General features: G+C 64.5%; 22 protein-coding genes. 13 read left to right on the forward strand and 9 right to left on the reverse strand.

Features of this window, described 5'->3' with window-relative positions; all coding sequences use genetic code 11:
* Positions 1-77 precede the first annotated feature (77 nt).
* From ACFSOZ_RS06120 to ACFSOZ_RS06145, 6 genes are all read right to left on the reverse strand, one after another.
* Positions 78-428 (reverse strand): cupin domain-containing protein, encoded by a 351-nt coding sequence (locus ACFSOZ_RS06120; RefSeq protein ID WP_379094716.1) that lies wholly within the window; start codon positions 426-428, stop codon positions 78-80.
* Complete coding sequence (locus tag ACFSOZ_RS06125; RefSeq protein WP_379094718.1) at positions 425-1,699, reverse strand: glycosyltransferase; 1,275 nt, start codon at positions 1,697-1,699, stop codon at positions 425-427. Before ACFSOZ_RS06125 ends, ACFSOZ_RS06120 begins: the two co-directional genes overlap by 4 nt.
* Before the next feature lie 12 nt (positions 1,700-1,711).
* Positions 1,712-2,785 (reverse strand): ABC transporter ATP-binding protein, encoded by a 1,074-nt coding sequence (locus ACFSOZ_RS06130; protein WP_379094720.1) that lies wholly within the window; start codon positions 2,783-2,785, stop codon positions 1,712-1,714.
* Entirely contained in the window at positions 2,782-3,576 is a 795-nt protein-coding gene (locus ACFSOZ_RS06135; RefSeq protein ID WP_379094722.1) for an ABC transporter permease, read from the reverse strand. Before ACFSOZ_RS06135 ends, ACFSOZ_RS06130 begins: the two co-directional genes overlap by 4 nt.
* Positions 3,569-4,411, reverse strand: a complete 843-nt coding sequence (locus ACFSOZ_RS06140; protein WP_379094990.1) for an ABC transporter permease — start codon at positions 4,409-4,411, stop codon at positions 3,569-3,571. Before ACFSOZ_RS06140 ends, ACFSOZ_RS06135 begins: the two co-directional genes overlap by 8 nt.
* A 99-nt stretch (positions 4,412-4,510) precedes the next feature.
* A complete protein-coding gene (locus ACFSOZ_RS06145) occupies positions 4,511-5,578 on the reverse strand; it encodes a polyamine ABC transporter substrate-binding protein (RefSeq protein ID WP_379094724.1) in 1,068 nt (355 codons plus the stop codon).
* On the opposite strand from ACFSOZ_RS06145, the gene ACFSOZ_RS06150 reads away from it, so the two are divergent.
* The 4 genes from ACFSOZ_RS06150 to ACFSOZ_RS06165 are packed head-to-tail and all read left to right on the forward strand — an operon-like array spanning position 5,577 to position 10,738.
* Complete coding sequence (locus ACFSOZ_RS06150) at positions 5,577-6,755, forward strand: GntR family transcriptional regulator (RefSeq protein WP_379094993.1); 1,179 nt, start codon at positions 5,577-5,579, stop codon at positions 6,753-6,755. The genes ACFSOZ_RS06145 and ACFSOZ_RS06150 overlap by 2 nt on opposite strands.
* Positions 6,756-6,765: 10 nt before the next feature.
* Positions 6,766-8,049 carry a nucleotide disphospho-sugar-binding domain-containing protein gene (locus ACFSOZ_RS06155; protein WP_379094726.1) on the forward strand — a complete coding sequence of 428 codons (1,284 nt, stop codon included), beginning with the start codon at positions 6,766-6,768 and terminating at the stop codon, positions 8,047-8,049.
* A gap of 5 nt (positions 8,050-8,054) precedes the next feature.
* The gene (locus ACFSOZ_RS06160) at positions 8,055-9,434 is read left to right on the forward strand and encodes a glutamine synthetase family protein (RefSeq protein WP_379094728.1); all 1,380 of its coding nucleotides are present in this window, start codon (positions 8,055-8,057) and stop codon (positions 9,432-9,434) included.
* Positions 9,434-10,738, forward strand: coding sequence for an NAD(P)/FAD-dependent oxidoreductase (locus tag ACFSOZ_RS06165; protein WP_379094731.1), 1,305 nt, complete (start codon positions 9,434-9,436; stop codon positions 10,736-10,738). Before ACFSOZ_RS06160 ends, ACFSOZ_RS06165 begins: the two co-directional genes overlap by 1 nt.
* A gap of 25 nt (positions 10,739-10,763) precedes the next feature.
* Here ACFSOZ_RS06165 and ACFSOZ_RS06170 read toward each other — a convergent pair whose 3' ends face one another.
* A complete protein-coding gene (locus tag ACFSOZ_RS06170) occupies positions 10,764-11,534 on the reverse strand; it encodes an IclR family transcriptional regulator domain-containing protein (RefSeq protein ID WP_379094734.1) in 771 nt (256 codons plus the stop codon).
* A 119-nt stretch (positions 11,535-11,653) separates the two neighbouring features.
* Here ACFSOZ_RS06170 and ACFSOZ_RS06175 point away from each other — a divergent pair, with 119 nt between their 5' ends.
* The 7 genes from ACFSOZ_RS06175 (at position 11,654) to ACFSOZ_RS06205 (ending at position 19,471) form a co-directional block, all read left to right on the forward strand.
* Positions 11,654-12,511, forward strand: a complete 858-nt coding sequence (locus tag ACFSOZ_RS06175; RefSeq protein ID WP_379094737.1) for a CoA transferase subunit A — start codon at positions 11,654-11,656, stop codon at positions 12,509-12,511.
* Positions 12,508-13,305, forward strand: a complete 798-nt coding sequence (locus ACFSOZ_RS06180) for a CoA-transferase subunit beta (RefSeq protein WP_379094739.1) — start codon at positions 12,508-12,510, stop codon at positions 13,303-13,305. Before ACFSOZ_RS06175 ends, ACFSOZ_RS06180 begins: the two co-directional genes overlap by 4 nt.
* 1 nt (position 13,306) lies before the next feature.
* Positions 13,307-14,512: a 3-oxoadipyl-CoA thiolase gene (pcaF, locus tag ACFSOZ_RS06185; protein ID WP_379095000.1), complete on the forward strand. Its 1,206-nt coding sequence runs from the start codon at positions 13,307-13,309 to the stop codon at positions 14,510-14,512.
* Positions 14,513-14,666: 154 nt separating this feature from the next.
* Entirely contained in the window at positions 14,667-15,698 is a 1,032-nt protein-coding gene (locus tag ACFSOZ_RS06190) for a BMP family protein (RefSeq protein ID WP_379094742.1), read from the forward strand.
* A 265-nt stretch (positions 15,699-15,963) separates the two neighbouring features.
* Entirely contained in the window at positions 15,964-17,475 is a 1,512-nt protein-coding gene (locus tag ACFSOZ_RS06195) for an ABC transporter ATP-binding protein (protein ID WP_379094745.1), read from the forward strand.
* The gene (locus ACFSOZ_RS06200) at positions 17,475-18,530 is read left to right on the forward strand and encodes an ABC transporter permease (protein ID WP_379094747.1); all 1,056 of its coding nucleotides are present in this window, start codon (positions 17,475-17,477) and stop codon (positions 18,528-18,530) included. The genes ACFSOZ_RS06195 and ACFSOZ_RS06200 overlap by 1 nt, the downstream gene beginning before the upstream one ends.
* A complete protein-coding gene (locus ACFSOZ_RS06205; RefSeq protein WP_378921209.1) occupies positions 18,527-19,471 on the forward strand; it encodes an ABC transporter permease in 945 nt (314 codons plus the stop codon). The genes ACFSOZ_RS06200 and ACFSOZ_RS06205 overlap by 4 nt, the downstream gene beginning before the upstream one ends.
* A 27-nt stretch (positions 19,472-19,498) precedes the next feature.
* Here the strand turns inward: ACFSOZ_RS06205 and ACFSOZ_RS06210 are convergent, their stop codons facing one another.
* Entirely contained in the window at positions 19,499-20,266 is a 768-nt protein-coding gene (locus ACFSOZ_RS06210; protein WP_379094750.1) for an SDR family NAD(P)-dependent oxidoreductase, read from the reverse strand.
* 292 nt (positions 20,267-20,558) lie between these two features.
* Between ACFSOZ_RS06210 and ACFSOZ_RS06215 the strand changes: the two genes are divergently transcribed.
* Positions 20,559-20,714, forward strand: a complete 156-nt coding sequence (locus tag ACFSOZ_RS06215) for a hypothetical protein (protein ID WP_111548454.1) — start codon at positions 20,559-20,561, stop codon at positions 20,712-20,714.
* 139 nt (positions 20,715-20,853) lie between these two features.
* A complete protein-coding gene (locus ACFSOZ_RS06220; RefSeq protein ID WP_379094753.1) occupies positions 20,854-21,801 on the forward strand; it encodes an LLM class flavin-dependent oxidoreductase in 948 nt (315 codons plus the stop codon).
* Between the two features lie 8 nt (positions 21,802-21,809).
* On the opposite strand, the gene ACFSOZ_RS06225 is transcribed toward ACFSOZ_RS06220, so the two are convergent.
* Positions 21,810-22,496, reverse strand: coding sequence for a cysteine hydrolase family protein (locus ACFSOZ_RS06225; protein ID WP_379094756.1), 687 nt, complete (start codon positions 22,494-22,496; stop codon positions 21,810-21,812).
* Positions 22,497-22,594: the final 98 nt, after the last annotated feature.

Genomic DNA, 22,594 nt, shown 5'->3' on the forward strand with positions numbered 1-22,594 from the left:
TTGCTTGAGCATGATCTCTGGACAAACAGTTTCCGTTTGTCCGAGAAAACCGGCTCCCACTTTTCGGGATCATGCTTTCAGGCCAGCATGTAGACGTTGCGCATTGTCTCATGGACCGTGCACTCACCCGCCCAGCCGGCCGGGAACATGACCACGGTTCCCGCGGAGACTTCTATCACTTCGCCGACATTCGACCGGTAGGTCGCGCGGCCGGCGACAAAATGGCACAATTCGTCGCGCGGGATCGCCAACCGCCAGCGCCCGGGCGTGCAGACCCAGATGCCGCATTCCGGCTGGTTGTTCGGCCCCTTGTGCACCAGCCGGCCGGTGGAATGCGAAGCGCCCTCCAGCGCATCCGGCTGAGCGCCCCAGTCGACGAGATCGGTGCGGGTCGAGGCCTGGTGGAGATGTGGGGCGGAGGAGGTCACAGCAATCTCTCCAACAACCCAGCAGCCTTTTCCGGACCGTTCTGCGCGTGCATCTGTGCCGAGGTCTTCGCCAGTTTGGCCTTCATTTTCGGATCCGTCAGGCAGGTTTCGATCTTCGCGATCAGATCGGCATCGCTCCAGTCGTAGCGCGGCATGCCGAAGCCGTGGCCGGTTTCCTCGACGCGGGTGGCGTTGTCGTGGCCGTCCCAGACATAGGGCATGATGATCGCCGGCTTGCCGAAATAGAGGCACTCGGTGAACGAGTTGTTGCCGCCATGGTGGATCACCGCATCGACCTGCGGGATGACCGAGGGCTGCGGGAACCAGCTCTCGACAATGATGTTGCCGGGCACGTCCGTGTACTGGTCCTTGTAGCCGCCGACATTGACCAGCGCGCGGTAGCGCGTCTTGCCCAATGTCGCGATGATGCGCTTCAACAGGTCGACATCGCCGGCGCCCAGGCTGCCGAAGGAAACATAGAGCAGCGGCCCGTCATTGTTCTCAGCGAAGGTCGGCACCGTGTAGGGCTTTTCCTGACGCACGCAGCCTTCGAGATACTGGAACTTTGCCGGGTCGAGCGGATGGCCGCGCTTGAACTTCGCCGCCTCGGGATAAAGCAGCAGGTTGAGATAAGGCGAGGCCTCGAAGAACTGGCCGATTGGATAGGGCGCCTCGCTGTTGGCGGTGAGGAAGGTGTTGAAGTCGTCATGGATCGGCTTGATCACCGCGTTGAAATGGTCGCGGTAGCGCTGGTGCCCGGCATGGTCGTTCTCGCCGCAGCCGGAGAGATGCGGCGGGATGTCCTCATCCTCGATCTCGTTTTCCGAGCAGGAGATGACGCGCACCCACGGCTTGCCGAACTGCTTGATCGCCGGAAACAGGATGACGTTGTCGACGCAGATCACGTCCGGCTTGATGGCGGCGAGAACGCTCGGCAGATCCTTCTGCGCCCATTTGGCGCTGTCGACGATCGCCGTCCAGCAATCCTTGACGTAATTGCCGACCTGGTCGTAGGGCGATTTGCGGAAGTTCGGGATGTGGCCGTTGATGAAATCCTCCCAGAACTTGGCCATCTGCTCCGGCGGCATCGGCTCGGACAGGTTCACCGGATGGGCCTCGAAGCCGTAGCCCTTGTAGACATCGACGAAGCCGGGATCGGACAGGAACACGGCCTTGTGTCCACGCGCCTCGATCGCCTGGGCGATGCCGACGGAATTGAGCGCCGGGCCGTAGGCCGCTTCGGGAAAAAACGCGATCGTCTTCTGCGCCATCAGGCTTCTCCTTCAATCTGCGAAAATTCTGACATCGGCGGCGTCCCAGCCGAGTTCGACCTGGTCGCCCGACGAGACCGGTCGGCGGTCGGCGGCATCAGCGGTGACCCGAACCAGGAACGGCTTTGGCGACAGCGGGGTGCGGACATGCAGCTGCAGGTCGAGCCCCTGATAGGCCATCGCCTCGATAGTGCCGGTGGTTTGATTGGCGGTCTCACCCGAGGGGAACAGCCGGATGCGCTCGGGCCGCACCGACGCGACAGCGGACGCACCGGGCGAAAGCGAGGCCGGAACCTTGCCGGCGATCCGAGTGCCATTGCCTGCCATGACGCCATCGGCGGCGGCCTTGCCCGGCACGAAGTTCATCACGCCGATGAAGTCGGCGACGAAACGGTCGGCGGGATGCTCGTAGACCGCGTGCGGGGTGTCGCATTGCAGCAGCTTGCCGTCCTTGAGCACCGCCATGCGGTCGGCCATGACAAGCGATTCCTCCTGGTCGTGGGTGACGATGACGAAGGTGATGCCAACCTCGTGCTGCAGGCGTTTCAATTCCAATTGCATGGCGCCGCGCAGCTTCTTGTCGAGCGCGCCGAGCGGCTCGTCGAGCAACAGCAACCGGGGCCGCTTGACCAGCGCCCGGGCGAGCGCGACGCGCTGCTTCTGGCCGCCCGACAATTGCTCCGGCTTGCGGTCGGCGAAGGGGACGAGCTCGGTTGTCGACAGGATGGCATCGACGCGGGAGCGGATTTCGCTAGCCGGCAAACGCTCCATCTCCAGCCCATAGGACACATTGGCCCGGACGCTCATATGCGGAAACAGCGCGTAGGACTGGAACATCAGATTGACCGGCCGTTTGTTGGGCGGGGTCCTGGCGATATCGTGCCCATCGAGCAGGATGCGGCCGCCACTGGGCGTCTCGAAGCCGGCCAGCATGCGCAGCAGCGTGGTCTTGCCGCAGCCGGAAGGGCCAAGCAGGGCGAAGAACTCGTTCTCGCGGATGTCGAGGGAAATGCCGTCGACGGCGCTCACCCGGCCGAAATTCTTCGACACCTTGTCGATGGCCAGCAGCGTGCGCGGTTCGCTCATTGGCCGATAATCCCGCGGTTGAGCCGCTGCGACAGGGTCAGCGCGGTGATGCTGACCGCCATGACGATGGTCGCCAGGGCGTTGATCTCCGGTGTGATGCCGAAACGGATCATCGCATAGATCTGCATCGGCAGCGTCGTCGAGGCGCGGCCGGCGCCGGCGGTGAAAAAGGCGATGATGAACTCGTCGACCGACAGCGTGAAGGCAAGCAACGCGCCGGCGATCACCGCCGGCAGGATGACCGGCAACGTCACCCGCCGGAAAGTGGTGATGGCGGAGGCGCCAAGGTCGGCCGAGGCCTCGACGATCGACCAGTCGAAGCTCTTCAACCTCGCGCGCACCACCGAGCAGACGAAGGCGAGGTTGAAGACGACATGAGCCAGGATGATGGTGTGCAGGCCCATGGTCAGGTTGAGCATGGAGAAGAACGAGAGCAGCGCGATCGCCAGCACGATGTCGGGGATGATCATCGGCGCGAAGATCAGCGCTTCGAGGCCCTTGCCGTACTGCCGGCGCATCTCGACGCCGATCGCCAGCAGGGTGCCGAGCAGAGTGGCGATGGCGGTCGAGACCAGCGCCACGATCAGCGTGTTGAGCGCGGCGGAGAGGATGGCGGAATTGCCGGCCAGCGAGGCATACCATTTCAGCGAAAAGCCGGACCATGCCGTCGGCAGTCCGCCTTCGTTGAAGGACAGCGCCACCAGCACGGCAATCGGAATGTAGAGGAAGGCGAAGACCAGGCTCAGCACGAGCCAGAGCGTGCGCCGCGTGGCGGGAGAGCGCTCAGCCATCGGCGCCTCCGCTCACTTGCGCGGCTCGGCCCGAGACGCGGTCGGCGGCCAAGGCCTGTGCCATCAGCACCAGGAGCATGATGGCGATCAGCGCCATGGCCAGTGCAGCGCCGAATGGCCAGTCATTGGCGGTCAGGAACTGGTCGTAGACGAGATTGCCGATCATCTGGAAGCGGCCGCCACCGAGCAGCGCCGGCGTGACGAAATTGCCGATCGACAGTACGAAGACGAAGACGGCGCCGGCGGCGATGCCGGGCACGGTCAGCGGCAGGATGACCCGGCGAAAAGTGGTCATGGCCGATGCGCCGAGGTCACGCGAGGCTTCGGCAAGCTCCGGGTTGAGCCGCGACAGCGGCGCGTAGCAGGCGAGGATGTCGAACGGCAGGTAGTTGTAGACCAGGCCAGCGATGACGGCGCCCTCGGTATAGAGCATCGATGGCGGCTCGCCGGTGTAGCCGAACCAGCGCAGCAACTGGGTGATGAGGCCCTCGCGGTTGAGCAGCACGATCCAGGCATAGGTGCGGATCAGGTAGTTGGACCAGAACGGCAATACGGCGAAGAACAGGAACACCGGCTGCAGCCGGCGCGGTGCGGCTGATAAGGCGTAGGCGGCGGCATAGCCGATCACCACCGCAATCAGCGTCGCCGTGCCGGCGATGCGCGCCGAGTTGAGGAAGATGCCGGCATAGAGCGGGTCGAAGACCAGCCCGAAATTCTCCAGCGTGAAGGTGTATTCGATGCCCCCATAGATGCCGCGCCGGAAGAAGGCGAGCGCCAGCACCAGCGCGCACGGCACCACCATCAGCGCGGTCAGCCAGACCAGCGCAGGGGCCATCAGCAAGGAGGAGCGAAGTCGGGTCTGGGACAATTTTCGGGTACCGCTCAGGGCCAGCGGCAGAAGCGCCGCCAGCCGTGATGTCTGATTTGAGGCCGTTTACTGCGCGGCCTTGATCTCGCTGACGATCTTCGAATAGTCGCGCTGGGCGTCGCCGACATCCCGCAGCTGCTCGAACTTGACGAGGTCGGCCACCGGCATCGCCATGTTGGGGAATTTTGCCAGGAAATCGGCCGGCAGGCTTTCCATGGCCGGCTTGTTCGGCACCTTGTAGTCGATGTTTTGCGCCGCCCAGGCGTGGTTCTTGGCGTCGAGCATGAAATTGATGAACTGGAAGGCGGCGTCCTTGTTGGCGGAGGCCTTCATCACCACCATGGTGTCGACCCACAGGTCGGAGCCTTCCTTGGGGATGACGTACTTGATCTCGGGCTTTTCGGCGATGCCGTAATTGCACCAGCCGTCCCATGCCTGCACCATCAGCGCCTCGCCGGAAACCAGCTTCGAATAGAAGGTGGTGTCGTCATAGGCGAGCAGGGTCTTCTTGGCCGAGATCAGCAGGTCCTTGACCTCGGCCATCTTGGCCGGATCGGTCTCATTGACGGAAAAGCCCTTGTCGAGCTGGCCGGCGGCCAGCAGCCAGCGATCGGTCGCCAGCATGGTGGTCTTGCCCTTCAGCTCATCGGACGGGGCGAGCAGGTCGCTCCAGCTGGTCGGCGCGACCTTAACCAGGTCCGAGCGATAGCAGAGGCCTGTCGTGCCCCAGGTGTAAGGCACGGAAAATGTGTTGCCGACATCGTGCGGAAGGTTTGTCGCTTCCGGATAGAGATTGGCGAGGTTGGGAACCTTGGCGTGGTCGATCGGCTCGGTCAGGCCGAGCTTGCTCAACACTTCGGCGAAGGGCGAGGAGACGAAGACCACGTCATAGCCCTTGCCGCCGGCGGCGATGAGCTTGCCCATGATCTCCTCATTGGTGGCATGAACAACCACCTCGCCGGAAACCCCGGTCGCGGTCTTGAAGGCGGCCATGGCGTCGGGCGCCATGTAGCCGTCCCAGTTGGAAATGACGAGGTCGGCAGCCATCGCCGGCGCCGACAGCGCCAGGGCAAGGCCGAGTGCGATTGACGGCATCTTCAGCGAACGGTGCCGCAGGAAGGTCGTGGCGGTCATGACAGGTTCCCCATTCTGGTTGATCGTCGAGTTCATTCGCCGGACCAACGCTGCGACCTGTGCCGCCGCCTCGATCCTGTTCCCTCGGTCTTTTTTTTGGCCGATTGTCCTGACAGTACTATTGCAGAAAAAAGTACGTCAATCCATAATTTGCCAAGCGACCGAGGAATCTGGCCGATTGCGTCCGCGCGGCCGATCGGTCAAAGCGTATAGGCCACGTCCGTTCACGAGCATTGTCATGCAAGCCGCAGCCCGACGACCCCGCACCAACCATCTCGACCTGGCGCAGCGCATCCTGGATGTGGCGCGGCAGCGCGGCTTCGAGCCCGGCGCACGGCTGCCGGAGCAGCAGATCGCCTCGCTGTGCAACGTCTCGCGCACGCCGGTGCGGGCGGCGCTCAGCCTGCTTGCGGAACAGGGCGTCGTGCGTTGGGAGGCGGCATCGGGCTATCATCTGGCCATCGACCTCACCGCGCAGGCGGCCGTTGCCACGGAATTGCCTGCAACCGAGGAGGACGAGCTTGCCGAGGCGATCCTGCGCGATCGGTCGGCGCGGCGGCTGGACCAGACTGTAACCGTCGCGGGACTGATGCGGCGGTACGATGCTGGGCGAAAGACGGTACTAAAAGCGCTCAACAAACTGACGGAAGAGAATCTGCTGGACCGTGCGCCCGGGCAGTCCTGGCTTTTCCGCCGCGCGCCGGATGATCCGGAGGCGCAGGGCGAAAGCTATGAGTACCGCTTGCTGCTGGAGCCCGCAGCCATCCTGACGCCCGGCTTCCGGCTGGACGGCGCACGCGCCGCCGCCTTGCGCCAGGGCATGGAAGCGCTGTCGGCGCTGCCCGACGCCGCCTTCGACACACGCGAGTTCCAGCGGCTGGACATCGATTTTCACGGCATGCTGGCCGAGGGCTGCGCCAACCGCTTCGTGGCCGACGCGCTGGCCGATCACCTCAGGCTGCGCCGGCTGCCGGGCATCTATGCCGGCGTCAACGTCTTCCGGCTGCGGCAGTCGCTGCGCGAACACCTGAATATACTCGACCATCTTGAAAGCCGGCAGTATGAGGTGGCTGCCGATCTGCTTCGCATTCACCTGCGGCTCTCCCGCAACCAGCGACCGCAAGCGGCCAGTCGCGGGGCTCCCGCCCTGTTCGGCATGATCAGCCGGCCGGAATGACGAGGATTGATTGACGCGTAAAGCCAGCCCGACCATCGCGCTGTTTCCCGAAGCCAGTTTCGGCGCGGCGTTGAATTGCGTCGGCATTGCGCAGGCGCTGCGGGCGAAAGGCGCCCGGCCTGTCTTCATCTGCCATGCCGGCTTTTCCGGTGTCTTTGCCGACTATGGTTTTCAGGAATATCAGCTGCCGACCGACGAGCCGCTGAGCGACAGCGAGCGCCAGAGCTACTGGCAGGCTTTCGTTCGCAGGCATCTGCCGCATTTCAGGCTGAGCCCCGTCGACCAGCTCGAAACCTATGTCGCGCCGACCTGGCAGGCGATCGTCGACACCGCGGTCAATGCCGAGGCGCCGCTGCGGCAATTGCTGGCGCGGCTGAAACCGGACGCGGTGGTGCTCGACAATGTCATCATGTTCCCGGCGATCGCTGCGGCCGGCTGTCCGTGGGTGCGTGTCGTTTCCTGCGCCGAGACCGAGCTTCCGGACGCGCAGGTGCCGCCCTATCTGTCGGGTCTTGGCACTGACGACCCGCAACGCGCGACGTTCGAGGCCCGCTATCTCAAGGCCTCGGCGCCGGCGCATGACCGCTTCAACCGCTTCCGGGCGGATGCCGGCCTGGCGCCGCTGCCGAAGGGCTTGTTCCTCGAAGCCTCGCCTGACCTCAACCTGCTGCTGACGCCGACGATCGTGCGCCGCGAGCGCGCCGAACCGCTCGATCCAGCCCGCTTCGTCTATCTCGAAGGCTGCGTGCGTTCGGAAGGCCCGTTCCAGGTGCCGGTGTTTCCGCGCAATGGCGGACCGCTGGTCTATGTCAGTTTCGGCAGTCTCGGCGCCATGGATGTCGGACTGATCGAGCGCATGCTGGCCGTGTTCGACAGGCTGCCGGCGCGGTTCATCGTCAATGCCGGCGGCTTGCGCGACGCCTATCGCGCGGTGCCGGACAATGTCTATCTCGACGCCTGGTTTCCGCAGCCCTCGGTGGTGGCGAAGTCCGACCTGTTCATCCACCACGGCGGCAACAACAGCTTTTGCGAGGCGCTGCGCTTCGGCGTGCCGTCGCTGATCATGCCCTATTGCTGGGATGGGCATGACAATGCGCGGCGCGCCGAGGAGACCGGCGTCGGCAACCATATCGGCCGTGATGGCTGGACAGAAGGAGTATTGGAGAGAGTCATTCTCGGCCTGCTGGCCGATGACGCCATGCGCGGCCGCCTCAGGGACAATGCAGCCCATATGGCGCTGACCCCTGGAACGGACGTGGCCGCGCAAGCCATACTCTCTCTGATACGGACATGAACGAAATGCTTGATAAAAACGCGAATACCTCGCTCTCCAGCGGTAACGATCCCAAGGCCTGGCTAGCCCAGCACGGCATCAACGAGGTCGAGTGCCTGGTGCCCGACATGAACGGCGTCCTGCGCGGCAAGGCCTTGCCAACGGCCAAGTTCCTCAAAGCGCTGGAAGATCGCGCGCTCTATCTGCCGAGCAGCGCTTTTCTGGTCAGCATCGACGGCCGCTATTCCGGGTCGATCGACGAGGGTTTTGCCTATTCGGACCCGGACATGCGCATGGTGCCTGATGTTTCGACGCTGTGCCTGGCGCCTGGCGCCGGTGCGGGCAAGGCCTATGTCTTTGCCGATGCCTTCCACATGGACGAGCGGCCATGGATGGCTTCGCCGCGTCATGTGCTGAGAGCCGTGCTCGATCTCTATCGCCAGCGTGGCTGGCGGGCGGTGGTGGCGCCGGAGCTCGAATTCTATCTGACCGCGCCCAATCCCGATCCCGACCGGCCGCTGACCGCACCGGTTGGCGGCAATGGCCGCACGGAGACCGTGCAGCATCCCTATGACATGGCCGCGCTCGAGGAATTCGAGCCGGTGATCCGCCGCATCTATGATTATGCCGCAGCAGCAGGGCTGCCGCTCGACACGCTGATCCATGAATCGGGCACCGCGCAGCTGGAGATCAATTTCCTGCATGGCGATGCGCTGCCGCTGGCCGACAAGGTGCTGCTGTTCAAACGGCTGACGCGCCAGGCCGCGCAGCAAAGCGGCATGCACGCCACCTTCATGGCCAAGCCGATCGCGGCGCAGGCTGGCAGCTCGATGCATCTGCACATGTCTGTCATCGACGAGGCCGGCAACACGCTGTTTGCCGGCACTGATGATGCCGACACCGAAATGTTCGGCCATTTCATCGGCGGCCTGCAGACATATGTCCCCGAGATCATGCCGTTGTTTGCGCCGAATGTGAACTCGTTCCGTCGCATCCGCCCAAACCACAGCGCGCCTGCCAACATCGAATGGTCGCATGACAACCGCTCCTGCGGCCTGCGCGTGCCGGCCGGTGGCCGCGCCGCGCGGCGGATCGAGAACCGCTTGCCGGGTGCGGATTCCAACCCCTATCTGGCGATCGCCGGCTCGCTTCTCGCAGGCTATCTCGGTGTCGAGCAGAAGCTCGCGCGCTCGGCCGAGGCGTCGGGCAATGCCTACAAGATCAAGAGCACGCTGCCGAAAACCATGGAGGAGGCGCTGGATCGTTTCACCGCTTGCGACGCGGTGCGGGAACTGCTCGGCGAGGACTTCTTCCAGACCTATCTGCGCGTCAAGAGTGTCGAACTCGACCTGTTCCAGGGCGTGGTGACGAGCTGGGAACGCGACCACCTGCTGCTGAAGGTGTGATGATGGGCTTCAATTCCGAGGGCTTCAATTCCGGCCTGGATATCGGCAAATCCTATTATGTCGCGACGGCAAATCCGTCGCCGGACCATCCCGCCCTGCAGGGGGATGTCGACGCCGACCTGGTGGTGGTCGGCGGCGGCTGCACCGGCCTGTCGGCGGCCCTTCACGCCGCCGAACGCGGGTTGAAGGTGGTACTGCTCGAAGGCGGCAAGATCGGCTGGGGCGCATCGGGGCGCAATGGCGGCCAGATGATCCCCGGCCTGCGCAAGGGCGCCAAAGGCCTGGTCAAGCTCTACGGACCTGAACGGGCGAAAGCGTTGTTCGACCTCGCCTTCGAGGCGCGCGGGCTGGTGCTCGACATCATCGAGCGCCACGCCATCGATTGCGACCTCAGGCTGACGGGCCATCTGGTCGGCGCGGTCAACGGCTCCGATCTCAAGGATATCGAGGAAGACGCCGAGTGCCTCGCCACGGTGATGAAGTTCCCGCATGCCGAAATCCTGTCGGCGGCGGAGGCACGCGGCAAGGTCGACACGCCCTATCACGGCGCGATGTACGAGCCGCTTGGCGGCCACATGCATCCGCTGAATTACACGCTCGGCCTTGCCCGCGCCGCGGTCGCGGCGGGCGTTATCATCCACGAGAATTCGGTTGCCGTGGGGCTGGAGCGGGAGCCTTCGATCAAGGTCTCGACGGCCAACGGGTCGGTCCGGGCAAAGCATGTCGTGCTGGCCGGCGATGCGCTGCTCAATGGGTTGGAGCCGCGCGTCAACAGCCGCATCATGCCGGTCGGCAACTACATCGTCGCCACCGAGCCGCTGGAAGGCAAACGCAATGTCATCCCGGCCAATGTCGCGGTGTCCGACACCCGCTTCGTCGTCAACTATTACCGGATGTCGGCGGACGGACGTCTGCTGTTCGGCGGCGGCGAGCGCTACACGCCGTCGCCGCCGGCCGACATTGCCGGCTTCGTGCGGCCGCATATGGAAAAGACCTTTCCGCAACTGCAGGGCTGCCGAATCGATCACGCCTGGGGCGGGCTGGTGTCGGTAACGACGTCGCGGCTGCCGCATGTCGGGCACTATGGCGAGGTCTATTTCGCGCATGGCTATTCCGGCAAGGGCGTCATCCTGTCGACACTGTCGGGCAAGCTGCTGGCCGAGGCGATCACCGGCGACGCCTCGCGGCTCGACCTGTTCTCGACGCTGACGCCTATGCCGTTCCCCGGCGGCACGGCGCTGCGCGGACCGCTCTATGTGCTCGGCATGCTCTGGTACGCGATGCGCGACCGCATCAAGCATTGAAAGTGCGAGATGCAACCCCGATGACTTAGACGACGAAGAAATCCTCGATGCGCTGCCTGGCCTCAAGCAGCGCCGGCAGGATTTCCCGTTCCATCTCCGCGACGGTGAAGCGGGCCGACTGGGTCGAGACGTTGATGGCCGCGACCGTGCGTTGCGCGCGGTCGCGGATCGGCACGGCGATCGAGCGCAGGCCGAGCTCCAGCTCCTCGTCGACGATGGCAAAGCCGTCCGTCTTCGCCTTGCCGATGGCGGCAGCCAGCAGATGCCGGTCGGTGATCGTTTTCGGCGTTCGTCTCTCGATCGTCGCCTGGCCGAGAAATGTGTCCAATTCCCCGGACGTCAGGCCGGCAAGCAGGATGCGCCCCATCGAGGTGCAATGGGCCGGCAGCCTGGTGCCGACATCGAGCGACACGCTGAGAATGCGCCGGCCGGGAATGCGGGCGACATAGACGACATCCTGCCCCGACAGGATGGCCGCCGAACAGGCCTCGTTCAGGTGCGTCGCCACGGCGCGCATGATGGGGGCAGCGAAGCTCCACAGCGAGGCGCCGCCGAGCCAGGTGCGGGCGACCGTCAGCAGGCGCGGCGACAGGGAGAACACGCGCCCGGCTTGGGTGGCGTAGCCGGTGGCGACAAGCGTCAGCAGGAATCGACGGGCGCCGGCGCGGGTCAGTCCCGCTTCCTCCGCCATTTCCGTCAGCGTCATGCCGGCGGGGTGCCGGGCCAGGATCTCCATGACGGCAAGGCCGCGCTCGAGCGAGCCGACATGGTCGCGGGAAGCAGCCTCTTGGTCCATCTCACCTCCATGGGCGTCATCGGCGCCCGGATTGACTCAACGCCATCACTTGGCGTAGAAAGTATCGCATACAAAACAAATGTTCGCAATACGAACATTTCGAACCTGGAGCCCAAGCGATGGTCAAGTTCCTGCCGCTCAAACAGGCCGTGGCCGAGAACCTGAACGATGGTGACTCGGTCGCCTTCGAGGGCTTCACGCACCTGATTCCGACTGCTGCGGCGCATGAGGCAATCCGCCAGGGGTTTCGCGACCTAACCTTGATCCGGATGACGCCGGACCTGATCTACGACCAGATGATCGGCATGGGCATGGCGAAGAAGATCGTCTTCTCCTATGTCGGCAATCCCGGGGTCGGCCTGCTGCGGCGTGCCCGCGACGCCATCGAGAACGGCTTTCCCAGATCGATCGAGATCGAGGAACACAGCCATGCCGGCATGGCCAATGCCTATGAGGCGGGTGCGGCTGGCCTGCCCTGCGCGGTGTTTCGCGGCTATCGCGGCGCTGGGCTGGCGGCGGTCAATCCGAACATCAAATCGATCACCTGCCCGTTCACCGGCGAGGTGCTGGCGGCCGTCCCCTCGATCCGGCCTGACGTCACCTTCATTCATGCGCAGAAGGCTGACAGGAAAGGCAATGTGCTGGTCGAAGGCATCATCGGCATCCAGAAGGAAGCCGTGCTGGCGGCTAGTCGAGCGGTGGTGACGGTGGAGGAAGTCGTCGACAATTTCGACGATCTGCACCCCAATTTGACGGTGCTGCCGCGCTGGACGATCGCGGCGATATCAGTCGTGCCCGGCGGTTCGCACCCGTCCTACGCGCATGGTTATTATGCGCGTGACAATGCGGCCTATCTGGAATGGGACGAGATCGCCGCCGACCGGGAAAAATTCCAGGCGTGGATGCAGGCGAACGTCATTGACAAGAGCGCCGACGACTTTGCAGGCCGTGTCGATCATCTGAGGAAAGCGGCATGAGCGACAATCCAGGCTTCAGCCCCAACGAGATGATGACCATCGCCGCCAGCCGCGAGCTAGGGAATGACGATGTCTGCTTCGTCGGCATCGGCGCGCCATCCGCAGCCTGCAATGTGGCGCGGCTGACGCATGCGCCGGACATTACCTTGATCTACGAGAGCGGCACGATCGGCACCGCGCCTGACGTGCTGCCGCTCTCGATCGGCGATGGCGAATTGTGCGAAACCGCGGTCACCACCGTCGCGGTGCCGGAAATGTTCCGCTACTGGCTGCAGGGCGGCCGCATCTCGATCGGCTTCCTCGGCGCGGCGCAACTCGACAAGTTCGGCAACATCAACACCACCGTCATCGGCGACTATTTCCATCCCAAGACCCGGCTGCCCGGCGGCGGCGGCGCGCCGGAGATCGCAACGTCGTCGAAGGAGATCTACATCACCATGGCGCAGACCAGGCGCGGCATGGTCGAGAAGATCGACTTCTTCACCTCCTTCGGCCATGGCGACGGTGGTGACCATCGCCAGCGGCTTGGCATCGACACCGCTGGCCCAACCTTGCTGATCACCGACCTCGCCATCTGGAAGCCGGACCCGGTGACCAAGGAATTCACTGTGATGTCGCTGCATCCAGGTGTCACGCGCCAGCAGGTGCAGGAGACCTGTGGCTGGATCGTAAAGTTCGCGGAGGCGCTTGACGAAACACCGGCGCCAAGCGAACTCGAACTCACGACATTGCGCGACCTGCAGGCCCGCACCAAGGCGGCGCATGAGGGAAGCGGAAAAGCAAAGGCTGCATGACATGGCCGAGGCCTATATCTGCGACTACATCCGCACGCCGATCGGCCGCTTCGGCGGCTCGCTGGCCTCGGTGCGTGCCGACGATCTCGGCGCCATACCCTTGAGAGCATTGGTCGAGCGCAATCCCGGCATCGACTGGCAAGCGGTCGACGATGTCATCTATGGCTGCGCCAACCAGGCCGGCGAGGACAACCGCAACGTGGCGCGCATGGCGCTGCTGCTGGCCGGGCTGCCGAAGGAGATCCCGGGCTCGACCGTCAATCGCCTGTGCGGCTCGGGCATGGATGCGCTGACCATTGCGGCACGGGCCATCAAGGCCGGCGAGGCGGAACTGATGGTCGCCGGCGGCGTCGAATCGATGAGCCGGGCACCCTTCGTCATGCCCAAGGCCGACGCGGCGTTTTCGCGCAACGCCGAGATCTATGACACCACCATCGGCTGGCGTTTCGTCAATCCGCTGATGAAGAAGCAATACGGCGTCGATTCGATGCCGGAGACCGGCGAGAACGTCGCCGAGGATTTTTCGGTGTCACGCGCCGACCAGGATGCCTTTGCCGTGCGCAGCCAGGACAAGGCTGTCGCGGCACAAGCCAATGGCCGGCTGGCCAAGGAAATCACGCCGGTGACGATCCCGCAGCGCAAAGGCGATCCGGTGGTCGTCTCCAAGGACGAGCATCCTCGCGCCGGCACCACGATCGAGGCGTTGGCCAAATTGCCGACGCCGTTCCGGCAAGGCGGCACGGTGACTGCCGGCAATGCCTCCGGCGTCAATGACGGGGCGGCGGCGTTGATCGTTGCTTCTGAAGCGGCCGTCAAGAAATATGGCCTGACGCCAATCGCCCGCATCCTTGGCGGTGCTGCCGCCGGAGTGGCGCCGCGCATCATGGGCATCGGCCCGGCGCCGGCGACGCAGAGGCTCTGCGCGCGGCTTGGCCTGACCCCAAAACAGTTCGATGTCATCGAGCTCAACGAAGCCTTTGCCTCGCAAGGCATCGCCGTGCTGCGCCAGCTCGGCATTGCCGAGGATGCTGAGCACGTCAATCCGAATGGCGGCGCCATTGCGCTCGGCCATCCCTTGGGCATGTCGGGCGCCCGCATATCCGGCACCGCGGCGCTGGAGCTTCGCGAACGCGGCGGCCGCTATGCGCTGGCGACCATGTGCATCGGCGTCGGCCAGGGCATAGCGATCGCGCTCGAACGGGTTTGATCGGCAGCTCTTCTTGGTCGGCCAAGATCGAGGCTGATTCAGGCGCGGTCAAATTTGACCGTGTGGACAAAAGTCCGGACCCGTTCCATAGTTTCCTGTCTGACATTTTCACGAACGGCCGGCTCGACACGGCTGTCGAACAGAGGGGAATGCAATGGAAAATCCGAAGAATAGATTCCAGATAAAACGCGAAGGGCTTTCGCGCCGCAACGTGCTTGAACTGGGCGCGTTTGGCCTGGTTGCGGCGATGCTGCCGGGCGCCGCCTTCGCCAAGGACAAGAAGCTGAAGGTGGCGGCGATCTTCGCCACGCCGATCGAGGAGCCATGGGACAACCAGATCCATGTCGCCCTGCAGAAGGCCGAGAAGGAACTCGGCATCGAATACAAATGGTCGGAAAAAGTGCAGACCGCCGATTTCAGCCGCGTCATGCGCGAATATGCGCAAGGCGGCTACCAGCTGGTGCTGGGCGATGCCTTCGCGGCCGAGCGTGAATCGCGCCGCACCGCCAAGCAGTTCCCGAAGACCGCCTTCCTGTTCGGCTCCGGCGCCGGTCCGGCCGAGCCGAATTTCGGCGTCTTCGACAACTGGATCCATGAGCCGGCCTATCTGTCCGGCATGATCGCCGGCAAGATGTCGAAGTCGGGCACGATCGGCGCCGTCGCGGCGATGGGCATTCCGGAAGTGAACCGGCTGGTCAACGCCTTCTTCGCCGGCGCCAAGGAGGTCAATCCCAACATCAAGAAGAAGGTCGCCTTCATCGGTTCCTTCTTCGATCCGCCGAAGGCCAAGGAAGCGGCCGTCGCCCAGATCGACGCCGGTGTCGACGTCATCTATGCCGAGCGTTTCGGCGTCATCGAAGCGGCGGTGGACAAGAAGATCCTCGCCATCTCCAACATGTCCGACCAGTCGAGCCTCGGCCCCGACACGGTCATCACCGGCCCGGTCTGGGACATGTATCCGACGGTCGAACAGGCGATCAAGCTGGTCAAGGCCGGCGTCTTCACGGCGCAGGACTATGGCGATTTCTCGCGCATGGCCAAGGGCGGCTCGCATCTCGCGCCCTACCACAAGTTCGACAAGACGCTGCCCGCCGACGTCAAGGATCTGGTCGAGAAGAAGAAGGCCGAAATCCTCGAAGGCAATTTCCGCGTCGACGTCGACGAGAACACGCCGGTTTCGGATTGAATTCTTTAACCCTCCCCCTTGTGGGGGTGAGCAGCCGGTTCGCCGCAGGCGAATTCATCGTGCCGGTGGCACGATGAAAGGCCAGCGAACGCCGGGACGCTGCAGAGCAGCGGGGACCCGGCAACTCAACGCCCGGCCCTTCGCAGGCTCAGGGCGTTCGAAGCTCGAGAAGCCAAGCAATTGGCTTTTCGTCCGCTGCGCGGACCGCTTCTCACCCCCACAAGGGGAGGGTGAAGAGTCGCGCCAACACCATCAGGATTCCGCCTTGCCCGCCCCACTCATCGAAATGCGCGGCATCACCAAGAGCTTCGGCGCCGTCAAGGCGAACGAGGCTGTCGATCTTACCGTCGCGCCGGGCGAGATCCTCGGCCTGCTGGGAGAGAATGGCGCCGGCAAGACGACGCTGATGAACGTGCTGTTCGGTGCCTATGCGCCCGACGCCGGCGAGATCCTGATCCAAGGCCAGCCGGTGCGGATCACCAGTTCGGCCGATGCGCTGGCCGCCGGTATCGGCATGGTGCACCAGCATTTCCATCTGGCGCCAAGGCTCACGGTGCTGGAGAACCTGCTCATAGGCATTCCCGGCAGATCGGGCCGGATCGACCGCGCCGGCGGGCTGGTCCGGCTGTTGGAAATCGGCCGCCAGCATGGGCTGACGCTCGATCCCGACCTGCCGGTATCGGCGCTGTCAGTCGGCGAGCAGCAGCGGCTTGAGATCGTCAAGGCGCTGTTTCGCGGTGCCAGGCTCTTGATCCTCGACGAGCCGACGGCGGTGCTGGCGCCGAGCGAAGTCGACGGACTGTTTTCGGCGTTGCGGTCGATGGCGGCGCAGGGTCTTGGCATCATCTTCATCTCGCACAAGCTCAACGAGGTGCGGGCGCTGACGCATCGCTGCACGGTGCTGCGGCTCGGCCGCGTCGCCGGCCGTGTCGACGACCCGGCCAACACGACGTCGGCCGCAATGGCGCAACTGATGTGCGGGCATGAGATCGTGCCGCCGGCGAGGGGGCCGTCGACGCCTGGTACGGCGGTGCTGACGCTCGATGGCATTTCGACATCGCAGCATTCGGGCACGGCGCTGCGCGACGTGTCGCTTTCCGTCCGCGCCGGCGAGATCCTCGGCATTGCCGGTGTCTCGGGCAATGGCCAGCGGGCGCTTGCGGAAGTGATCTCGGGCACGCGTGTGCCCGATGCAGGCCGGATGACGATCGCCGGCCAGAAAGTGTCTGGGTATTCGCCGCGCGAGGTTCAGGCGCTCGGCCTCGGCCGCATCCCGGAAGACCGCATGACGACGGGTCTGGTCACCAATCTGCCGCTCGCCGATTCGATGGTGCTGCCGCGCATCGGCACGGCGGCGTTCAGCAACAAAGGCCTGCTCAAGCCGGATGCGATCCGTGCCTTCGCCGAGGCGCAGATCAAGGCCTATGACATTCGCTGCCCCGGTCCGATGACCCGCGCAGGGGCACTGTCCGGCGGCAATCTGCAGAAGGCGCTGCTGGCGCGCGAACTCGCCTTCGATCCGAAGGTGCTGATCGTGTCGCAGCCGACGCGTGGGCTCGACATCGGTGCTGCCCGCTTCATCCACGAAAAGTTCCTCGACATGCGCGCCAAGGGCTGCGGCATCATCGTCATCGGTGAGGATCTGGAAGAGCTGCTGGTGCTCTGCGACCGCATCGCGGTGATGTATGAGGGCCGCATCGCCGGCACGCTCGACAGCGCCGATGCGACTGTGGCACGGCTCGGGCTGATGATGACCGGCGCGGAGGGCCACAGCTGATGTTCCGCCTGGAAGTCCGCACCTCGGCGCCCGCCTGGTTCAACCTGGCCCTGCCGCTGCTGGCGATCGCGGCGACGCTTGTCCTGTGCAGCGGCCTGATCGCGCTGGCCGGCGCCGGCGTCCTCGAAGCCTATGGTGTGATGTTCACCGCTTCGCTCGGCGACAGCTACGCCATCACCGAAACGATGGTGCGTGCCGCGCCGATGATCTTCACCGGGCTGGCGGTGGCCGTCGCCTTCCGGGCAAAATTCTGGAATATCGGCGCCGAGGGACAGTTGCTGGCCGGCGCGGTCGCCGGTTGCTTTGTCGGCGCCATACCGATGCCGGGGCCGCTCGCCATGCTGTTGATGGCAGTTGCCGGGGCCGCCGCAGGCGCTGCCGTCGCCCTGGTGCCAGCGACGCTGCGGGTGAAATTCAAGGTCGATGACGTGGTCAGCTCGCTGCTGCTCAACTCGGTCATCTACTATGCGCTGATGGCGCTGATCGAAGGGCCGTGGAAGGATAGTTTCAGCGGCTATCCGATCTCGCCGCCGATCGAGGATTCGGCGAACTTTCCGGTCCTGCTCGAAGGCACGCGACTGCATCTCGGTGTTGTCGTGGCGCTGCTGGCGGCGCCATTGATCTGGTTCCTGATCGTGCGCACGACGCTCGGCTTCAGGATCAGGGTCACCGGTGAGAATCCCGAAGCGGCTAGATATGGCGGCATCCACGTCGAGCGGGTGCTGATCTCGACCGCGCTGCTGTCCGGCGCGCTCGCCGGGCTGGCCGGGGTCGGCGAAGTCGGCGGCGTGCATTTCCAGGTGATGAGCGACATCTCGCCGGGCTACGGCTATTCGGGCATCGTCGTCGCCATGCTGGCGCGGCTCAATCCGTTGGGCGTGGTGCCGGCGGCGATCTTCTTGGCCGCGGTGATGACCGGCGCCGAGGCGATGTCGCGCGCGACCGGCGTGCCAGCCTTCCTCAGTGATGTCATCCAGGGCACGGCGCTGCTCGCCATGCTGGTGGCACTGCTGTTCACCGCCTATCGCATCCGCCGCGTCGGAGCCGCCCGATGAGCGCGGTGTTCGAACAGATCTTTCAGGTCGGCTTCCTCGCCGCCATCATCCGCATCGCCACGCCGCTGGCGTTTGCGACGCTCGGCGAAATGTTCTCCGAGCGCGCCGGCGTGCTCAATCTCGGCATCGAAGGCATCATGCTGCTCTCGGCAATGACCGGCTTCACAGCCACCAGCCTCAGCGGCAGCCTGTGGCTCGGCGTGCTGGCGGCGGTGCTGACGGGAATGTTGATGGGCGCGCTGCATGCACTGTTCACGGTGGCGCTGGGCCTCAGCCAGCATGTCTGCGGCATTGGTGTCACGCTGTTCTCGTCGGGGCTCGCCTATTTTCTCTACCGGCTGATCTTCGGCCAGCAATCGGTGCCGCCTAGCATCAAGGGGTTCGAGACGCTGCCGATCCCGGTGCTTTCCAGCATTCCGGTGCTTGGGCCGGCGGTGTTCAACCAGTTTGCACTGGTCTACATGGCGATCCTGGCCATCCCGCTGGCCGCCTTCGTGCTCTACCGCACGCCATGGGGTCTGTCGGTGCGCATGGTCGGCGAGAATCCGCGTGCCGCCGATTCGGCCGGCGTCAGCGTCATTGCGACCCGTTTCCAGGCGGTGATCCTCGGCGGTGCGCTGATGGGGCTGGCCGGTGCCTTCCTGTCGATGGCGCAGTTCAACGCCTTCACCTTTGGCGTGGTGTCGGGGCGCGGCTGGGTGGCGATCGCGCTGGTCGTCTTCGGCCGCTGGGATCCGTGGCGCTCGGCGGGGGCGGCGCTGCTGTTCGCCTTTGTCGATGCCTTGCAGTTGCGCATGCAGGCGAGCGGGCTCGGGCATATCCCCTACGAGGCGTTCCTGATGCTGCCTTTCATCTTCACCATTGTCGCCATGGCCGTGATGTCGCGCAATGCGGTGGCGCCATCAGCGCTGCTCAAGCCGTTTCGACGCGAGGAGCGCTGACAGCCAGGGCTGTCAGCGTCCGGCTGATCACATCGCGGTAAAGCCATTGTCGACGAACAGATGCGTGCCGTTGACGAAGCTGGCCTCGTCGCTGGCCAGGTAGAGCGCTGCCTTGGCCACCTCTTCCGGCTCGCCGATGCGGCCCTGCTGCGCCGCCAGTGCCGCGTCGGAGACGTCGACGCCGAGCCGGCCGAGATCGGCAACCTCGCGCAGGCCGTGCGGTGTGCGGATGAAGCCTGGGCAGACCGCATTGCAGCGGATATTGCGGTCGCGGAACTCGACGGCGATGGCGCGGGCGAACATATGGCAGGCGCCCTTGGTGGTGTCGTAGAGCACCTCCATCGGCGTCGCCGCCACCGCCGAGATCGACGAGGTGCAGACGATCGAACCGCCGCCGGCTGATATCATGCCGGGCAGCACCGCGCGCGTCATCAGGAACATCGAGCGCACATTGACGGCATGCAGCCAGTCCCATTCCTGCACCGTCGTCTCCAGGAAGGGTTTGATGACGATCGTGCCGGCATGGTTGAACAGCACGGTGACCGGGCCGAGTTTTTCGGTCGCGCCTTTCACGGCCGCCTCGACCTGGGCTTCATCGGACACGTCGGCCACCCAATATTCGGCTATATGCCCCCGCGCGCGGATCGCCGCCGCGGTTGCGGCAGCTGCTTCCTCATTGCGATCGATGATCGCCACTTTGGCGCCTTCCGCGGCGAACAGCTCCGAGGCCGCGCCGCCCATTCCCGTTGCACCGCCTGAAATGATGGCGACCTTGCCGGCCAGTCTCGTGCCCATTTTTCTGCTCCCCCTGTTGGACGATTTCCCATGCGCTCACTGGGCGATGCTATCCCGCCCGCTCCGGGCGGCCAATGCACGAATTGGGTGCAGCGGGGACAAGGCCATAGGTCCATTCAAGGCCGGGAGCAACGCGGGCAGGCCATGTGGATCGGTGGCCAAAACACACCATCTAAGCAATCTTCTGCCAATTTCCGGCTCGATATCAGAAAATCTTTCTGCCTATCGCCAAAAAATAGCAATCGACAAAGTCTACAAGTTTTATAGATTAACCAGCGAGACGGAGGTCGATATGTCCTATATCCAGAACGCCCAGACGGACCGCAGCGGCCAGAGGCTGGCCAATGCCCAGGCCTTTCGCCCGGCCTATGCCGGTGCCTTCGCCTATCTCGTCTTTGCCCTTGCGTTCGTGTTCACCGGGGCAGTTGTTCTGGGCCTCATTCCCTGAGTCGTCAGATCGACCGGGGTTAGCCGCCCACCGCTTTCAGGTAATCGGAGTTGAATGAACCGGACCGCCGGTGCGCCTGCGCGCGGCTGGGGATCCGAATTTCACCGCATCAATGATTCCAGTGATGGAGGAGATGGCAATGCCGATCGAGTTCACGCATGTTCCCGGAAAGACTCATCCCGCTGGGGCCGCCGTTCCCTTTTTCTACGACTTTGCCGAGACCGCGACCAAGCTCGGGCTGATCGAGGACGGCGGTTTCCGCAAGATCGTCGTCGACGATACGGCCGGGCTGCTGACCAATATGGATCTCGCTGCCCAGGTGCTCGAGCGCACGTCGTCGCTGGAAGTCGTGCTCACCCACTGGGCAGGTGTGGTCGAACCGACGGTGGCGGCCCGCCAACTGGCGTCGATCGACAGGAAAAGCGGTGGACGGCTGGCGCTCAGGATGATCAGCGAACCGCTCAACGACGACGATGCCGAAACGCGCCCGGTCGGGCACACCGTCATCTGGCAGCGCATCGATGAATATCTGGTGCTGCTGAAGCGACTGTGGTTGAACGACCGGCCGTTCGACCATGAAGGCGCGTTCTACAGCATCAAGGGCGGCTATGTGCCGCGCAAGGGTCCGCACGGTGCCGACCTGGTCATCCGCATGGGCGGGCAGTCCGGAACGGCGCTCGAGGTGGCCGGCCGGCATGCCGATGTCTTCGAACTGGCGCCAGGCTCGATCGACGAAGTCCGGCAGTTGATGGAGCGGGTGCGCGGCGCCGCCGCCGAGCACGGCCGGGCCGGCAAACTGCGCTTTGCGCTTCCGGTCAGGATCCACCAGAGTGCTTCCGCCACCAGCCACAAGGCGGTCGATGTTGCCGGGCCGCCGGCCCAGGCCGCCCTGTCGCTGCTTGCCTATGCGGCTCTCGGGATCGATGAATTCATGATTGTCGGCGTCGACTCGCCGCGCGAGATCGCGACCGTCGGCCGTGAAACGATCGCCCTGCTGCGCAATTCGCTGGCGCGTCGCGAAACCGACGCCTTCCAGCCCGGGGCGTTTGCGTCCCGCTCGAGTCTGGAGACGCGCGCCGCGGGCTGAGGCTTTCGTCAGCCTTTTGCTGTTTCCGGCATGTCGCCAAGCCGCGACAGGGCTTCGATGACGGCGGCGGACTCGGCCAGCGTGCCGAACACGCCGTCCTCGACCGTCACCATGTGCAACGCCGCCTCGTGCGCTTGTCTGTCGCCGCTGGCACAGGCATCGGAAATCGTCAGGCACTGAAAGTTGCGGTCGCAGGCCTCGCGCAGCGTGGTGTGGACGCAGACATCCGTCGTGCATCCGGAAAACATCAGATGCGTGATGCCTTGCGCGCGCAGGACAAGCTCGAAATCCGTATAGGTGAAGGCGCTGTTGCAGGTCTTGTCGACGATGATGTCCTGCGGCGCCATATCGATCTCCGGAACGATCTGAAACCCAGGGCCCGAGCGAAGCAGGATTTCGGTGCCTTCGAGACCGGCGCGCTTGCGGCGCCATTTCTCGTAAGGCGTCATGTCGGCCATGTCGGCCCGATAGCCCTGCCTTGTGTGGATGACCCTGACGCCGGCCTTGCGCGCGGCGGCGATCAGCCGGCTCACGGTCGGCAGGATCGCCCTCAGCGGCGAGGGGTCATATCCCTGCCTGGCGAAATAGCCCGTCGTCGACAGGAAATCCTGCTGCAGGTCGATGACGACAAGCGCGGTGTTTTCGGCCACCAGCCTGCCGTCATAGGGAAAGTCGAAGGGCGTCGCCTTGATCATCTTTGGCTCCCAGTTTTCGGACCGGCACTCGAGTTTGCCCTGACGCAATTCCGGACGGGAAACCGTTTCACACTTTTCCTGGAATTGCTCCAGCCACT

The sequence above is a fragment of the Mesorhizobium newzealandense genome, assembly GCF_042682145.1.
GTDB classification, from domain to species: domain Bacteria; phylum Pseudomonadota; class Alphaproteobacteria; order Rhizobiales; family Rhizobiaceae; genus Mesorhizobium; species Mesorhizobium newzealandense.

Bases quoted from the DNA above. Each gene is read 5' to 3' on its own strand.
- ACFSOZ_RS06125 (WP_379094718.1), bottom strand. From the start codon at position 1,699: ATGGCGCAGAAGACGATCGCGTTTTTTCCCGAAGCGGCCTACGGCCCG.
- ACFSOZ_RS06130 (WP_379094720.1), bottom strand. From the start codon at position 2,785: ATGAGCGAACCGCGCACGCTGCTGGCCATCGACAAGGTGTCGAAGAAT.
- ACFSOZ_RS06135 (WP_379094722.1), bottom strand. From the start codon at position 3,576: ATGGCTGAGCGCTCTCCCGCCACGCGGCGCACGCTCTGGCTCGTGCTG.
- ACFSOZ_RS06140 (WP_379094990.1), bottom strand. From the start codon at position 4,411: ATGGCCCCTGCGCTGGTCTGGCTGACCGCGCTGATGGTGGTGCCGTGC.
- ACFSOZ_RS06150 (WP_379094993.1), top strand. From the start codon at position 5,577: ATGACAGGTTCCCCATTCTGGTTGATCGTCGAGTTCATTCGCCGGACC.
- ACFSOZ_RS06145 (WP_379094724.1), bottom strand. From the start codon at position 5,578: ATGACCGCCACGACCTTCCTGCGGCACCGTTCGCTGAAGATGCCGTCA.
- ACFSOZ_RS06160 (WP_379094728.1), top strand. From the start codon at position 8,055: ATGCTTGATAAAAACGCGAATACCTCGCTCTCCAGCGGTAACGATCCC.
- ACFSOZ_RS06165 (WP_379094731.1), top strand. From the start codon at position 9,434: ATGATGGGCTTCAATTCCGAGGGCTTCAATTCCGGCCTGGATATCGGC.
- ACFSOZ_RS06170 (WP_379094734.1), bottom strand. From the start codon at position 11,534: ATGGACCAAGAGGCTGCTTCCCGCGACCATGTCGGCTCGCTCGAGCGC.
- ACFSOZ_RS06175 (WP_379094737.1), top strand. From the start codon at position 11,654: ATGGTCAAGTTCCTGCCGCTCAAACAGGCCGTGGCCGAGAACCTGAAC.
- ACFSOZ_RS06180 (WP_379094739.1), top strand. From the start codon at position 12,508: ATGAGCGACAATCCAGGCTTCAGCCCCAACGAGATGATGACCATCGCC.
- pcaF (WP_379095000.1), top strand. From the start codon at position 13,307: ATGGCCGAGGCCTATATCTGCGACTACATCCGCACGCCGATCGGCCGC.
- ACFSOZ_RS06190 (WP_379094742.1), top strand. From the start codon at position 14,667: ATGGAAAATCCGAAGAATAGATTCCAGATAAAACGCGAAGGGCTTTCG.
- ACFSOZ_RS06200 (WP_379094747.1), top strand. From the start codon at position 17,475: ATGTTCCGCCTGGAAGTCCGCACCTCGGCGCCCGCCTGGTTCAACCTG.
- ACFSOZ_RS06205 (WP_378921209.1), top strand. From the start codon at position 18,527: ATGAGCGCGGTGTTCGAACAGATCTTTCAGGTCGGCTTCCTCGCCGCC.
- ACFSOZ_RS06210 (WP_379094750.1), bottom strand. From the start codon at position 20,266: ATGGGCACGAGACTGGCCGGCAAGGTCGCCATCATTTCAGGCGGTGCA.
- ACFSOZ_RS06215 (WP_111548454.1), top strand. From the start codon at position 20,559: ATGTCCTATATCCAGAACGCCCAGACGGACCGCAGCGGCCAGAGGCTG.
- ACFSOZ_RS06220 (WP_379094753.1), top strand. From the start codon at position 20,854: ATGCCGATCGAGTTCACGCATGTTCCCGGAAAGACTCATCCCGCTGGG.
- ACFSOZ_RS06225 (WP_379094756.1), bottom strand. From the start codon at position 22,496: ATGATCAAGGCGACGCCCTTCGACTTTCCCTATGACGGCAGGCTGGTG.